The sequence below is a fragment of the Streptococcus sanguinis SK355 genome (genome assembly GCF_000212855.1).
GTDB lineage: Bacteria > Bacillota > Bacilli > Lactobacillales > Streptococcaceae > Streptococcus > Streptococcus sanguinis_A.
Genome location: NZ_GL890993.1, coordinates 472,681 through 476,816 on the forward strand (window position 1 = coordinate 472,681; position 4,136 = coordinate 476,816).

The 4,136-nt window shown below is 35.5% G+C and carries 2 protein-coding genes and 1 pseudogene; all 3 read right to left on the bottom strand.

Features of this window, described 5'->3' with window-relative positions; translation table 11 throughout:
* Window positions 1–261: 261 nt before the first annotated feature.
* Window positions 262–2,883: an SA1320 family protein gene (locus HMPREF9389_RS12215; RefSeq protein ID WP_002928385.1), complete on the bottom strand. Its 2,622-nt coding sequence runs from the start codon at window positions 2,881–2,883 to the stop codon at window positions 262–264.
* A 12-nt stretch (window positions 2,884–2,895) separates the two neighbouring features.
* Window positions 2,896–3,564 (bottom strand): hypothetical protein, encoded by a 669-nt coding sequence (locus tag HMPREF9389_RS08980; protein WP_002928390.1) that lies wholly within the window; start codon window positions 3,562–3,564, stop codon window positions 2,896–2,898.
* A 65-nt stretch (window positions 3,565–3,629) separates the two neighbouring features.
* A pseudogene (locus HMPREF9389_RS08975) lies at window positions 3,630–4,136 on the bottom strand (type VII secretion protein EssC); the annotation flags it as partial.

A 4,136-nucleotide genomic window follows, 5' to 3' on the forward strand; every position in this document is an offset into this window, starting at 1 on the left:
AGTTATTTTATTTTTTTGGAAATAGCGGAGCAGATAAAGGATTCAAAAAATATAGAGTTTTCAAGTACTAGAAGAAAAACTTCCTTGTTTCATTATACCATACGAGAGAAATGGAGTAGGGGAAAGAAAAACCACCTGAATATCAATTCAGGTGGTTAATGAAATTGTAACAGTTGGAACGACTTTTCATTGTTTTGCTAGGTATTTTTAGAAATATCCCATAGCTATTTTAGCTTAGACTCATCATTCTAAAATTTGCTTTTAGCCGTCTCCAAAACAATCATCAATTACTTGACTAACATTTCCCATAAGGCTTGTCATATCTCCAACTTTATATCCCAAAGCTTGTGCAGCAGTACCCGAAGCGAGACTATCTAAATCACTCTTGAAATTTGTAAACCGAATTTGCAATGATTTAATAACTGCCCCAATTGCTTTTTGAGCACGAACAATGCCTTGTAAACTTGCTGCTCCATAAAATGCATCTTCCATCCCATTTCTAAATGCCGGTTTGAATCCACCTAGCATAGATACAACTAGATTAATCGTTGTAGCCGCTGTGGTCAAGTCTATATCCACAGAATCAATATCTGTAATAGCAGTTCGAATTGTTGCAGATACAGAAATTAGAGGCTCTACTGTACCATATAATTTTTTCTTTTCCTTTTTATCAATTTTTAGCTTATAGTAAATCTCAGTAGGAAACTCATTGACGATTGTTTGGAGATCGTATTTAGTAGTAGTCATAACTTTATTAGTCTGTTCAATAGCAGCTTTTACACTGTCTAGATAACTACTAAACGATGAAGACATTTGATTAGCTAAATCCTCAGATCTAACATCTATTTGATCATCAAAAGCGCTAATAACATCGCGATCATCAAATATACCGCTTTCCTCTAAGTAGGAATTATAATCCTGTGAAACACTTGTATTAACATCTGGCACTGAACTAAAATCTAGACTATCAATATTTCTAGCCAATCCCCTGTCCGTTTCTTCTAAAGCAGTTTTAATAATCTCAGCTACTGAAATTGTATATGAGATACAAGAAATTATTGTTTGGATATTTTGTTCCAATACTCTTAGAATTTCATTAACAGCTTGTGGAATTCCATCTCCAAAATGTGAACGATTATCTAAACCAGTCGTACTTTTCTCAATCATCCCCTCAAATGAATTCACTAGCTCTGCGCCCTTGGTCCCAAAGCGAGTATACATACCTGCTTGAGGCCATAATTTACCATCAGATTTCCCTCCTGACGCCAATTTATGCAGATTGATATCCATTACGACACTCTCAGTATTTGACTTCATGCTGTTTAACTTTGAAGTAATTTTCCCATGATCAAAGTCATTACCAGCACTATCCAAATAGTCATAAAGTCCGCTTGTACCAAGCCAGTCAAATTTTCTAGAAAACTCTTGCGGATCATAAGCATTTAGTGTATCAAAAGTTCCTGTAATACCATCATAATTACTATAAGCTTTATCTATTTTTTGGACAGCATCAATCAAACTAATTGATTTCAAATGCTGGAAAACTGCATCCTTGAGGTTATTTTTACGATTTGATAACCCATTCATAACCTCTTCGTTTGCTTGAATTGCACGTTTAGCAACATCGGCCAAATCCTCCGCATGCCCTAAACTAGCTCTCAAATTTGTAATCAAAATAGTCATGGATGTTGTATCTAAGCGAATTTCTTTTGAGCCACCATACTTTGGAAATAGATCTTTAGTTGTAGAATTCTCAGGTGTTACTGCAAAATCAAAAATCCCATCTCCCTCAATATCAACACCAAATAACTGCTCTACGACAATTTGCTTCGTATATTGCAAAGCCTCTGCGCTCTTTCTGTATTCAGTCATATTGTGATGAATCGGCAAGTCAACAGCAATTACAGAACCAGGATATTTCGTTTCCATAGTTATCCCTAAAATACTCAACAAAGCAGGAGTATTTTTATCTAACAGCCATTCAGAAATTTCACCATCAAGTGTCTGCCCTTTAAACGAAATTTCTTTCCCACTTTGTGCCCAGGCAATATTAGTTAGTGCATCACGAGTTGTAGAAAAAGTAACAGAGTGACCTTTGTAATTCTTTCTCAACTCTTCAACTCGCTTAGCTTCTTCTTCGGCTGCTTTCAGTGTTTCAGGAGAAGTTTCTTTCAAATGAGAAAAGTAATCCCAGTACTGTTTAAGCACATCATCGTCTGGAAGTTTAATTAGTCTTATTCGTGAAGCATCAAATAGTCTACCACTGTAGTCTCCGCTAAATGTTTTTAAATTTTGTTTAAATTCCTCAAAATTCTTGCTACTATGAATAATTTTAAATAATGTAGAATTCCCATTCGCAATCATCTGTTGGGCTGTTGGGCCGTTTACTGACTGGGGAGCTCCTTGAAAGCCATAATTATAAAGTACTTGTCTCTCTAATGCAACTCTCCCACTCTGAAATTCCCCATAGGAGTGTCCTGTTGTTGTTGTGATATAGTGTCCTTTTGCCTCTACTCTATCATAGAAATCAATAGCAGGTTGACTCTTTTCTTTTAAATACAAAGAATCGTTTAATCCTATAGCTACATCCACAATAATATCCTTATGGCCATCAGCTTCATAGTCTGTTCCCGCATAGGAAATATAGGTTTCCCCAGTCAGTGTGTCTTCAACAGCAATAGCAGCAACACCCGACTTCTCGTCGTACATGGAGTCCACGATCTTATAACTTTTGTCATCTATACCAGAATCTTTCAAGACACCTACTGCCATCAGTTCTGGGCTTGTCCCACCATCAGTATAGGCTCTCTCGTATTCATATACTGCATCAGACAAGACAGCTGACATTTCAACTCGACGGTTACTTTTTTCAATTCCATTCATTGATTATCCTCCCTATTGTTTAAATATCATTAAATCTATTTGAACAACCATATCCTTCGATTTCATTTGGATTGAAATCCCATAGATTGTTCCACTAGAATGTTTTATTCTTATTCGACAGGTAGTATCCTCTGGCATATCATACTTGTTTTTGAGATGTTTAAAGAGTTCAGAATGATTTTCTGGCTGGTAGATAATATCACGAAGCTCTGTTTCTGCACTTTTGAAAGTCTCTTTCACATCCAAGGAAGCGAAATGATCTCTTTGAACAACCAAGTTAAGAATCTCTTCATCAAATAAAGGAGTTATCTCCGAGCTGTAAGTCAGTTTACCGTTAGAATAAGTAACAGGAACACTCTCTTCTTTATCACCGATTGTTATTGTGTAGTCGCCCTTAATGTCAGATTGTGTAATATCTAAGTCCACTGAATATTTTTTGACTTCGTCTCCATGTTTTATATAAACATGACTTATGTAACCTTTTAATCCAGTAAAATCCTTTTTCTCTTGTTCTAAAAACTTAAACATTGGTTCAAATGTGCCTTCAAAATCATACTGTTCTCTTGTTCTGTTTTTTGGAACGGTGTAATCATCCAGTCTACAACCGTTCATCGATGCTATTGTCATAAGTACTATTCCTCCTAAGATAATGTATAGTATATATTTTGTCTTTTTTTTCATGTTGCCTCATTTCTATCGTATTCAAATTTAAATTCGACAGTTACTAAAGATATGGAAGTAAATTGTTAACGCATCAACACTTTAATCTTATTAAAGTCGTTCTCTTGAACGAAATAATGAACTTGAACATCCAACAAAGGCTCTCTTAAAGGTTTTTTAGCAACTGGCACAATCGTTTGATCATTAAGTCTCATACTAACCAAAGCTTGTTTGAAGCCTTTTGCAAGGCGCAAAGGCGGCTCAATATTCCGAGAGATGCTTTGATTTGTCATGACAAGCGAAGCATAGCCAGCATATAAACCTTGTTTAAAGATAAACTCAAGTCTCTTTTGTGCCATAGGTGTTAAGTTCCCAATTATTTCTGTTACATTATAGAGAATAATTGTTGCTGTATGATCCTTTAATTCCTGTTGTATGCGTTTCTTAATCTCTATTTCAAGAATTTCCAAGCAATTTTCTATATCTTGTATATCATTCTCATAAATGACTTCCTTGCCATATATTTCTAAATTTAGAGTAGAATATCGTGGCGCCAGCACAATCACCTTCTGCTTGCCTTGTGCAATATGTCG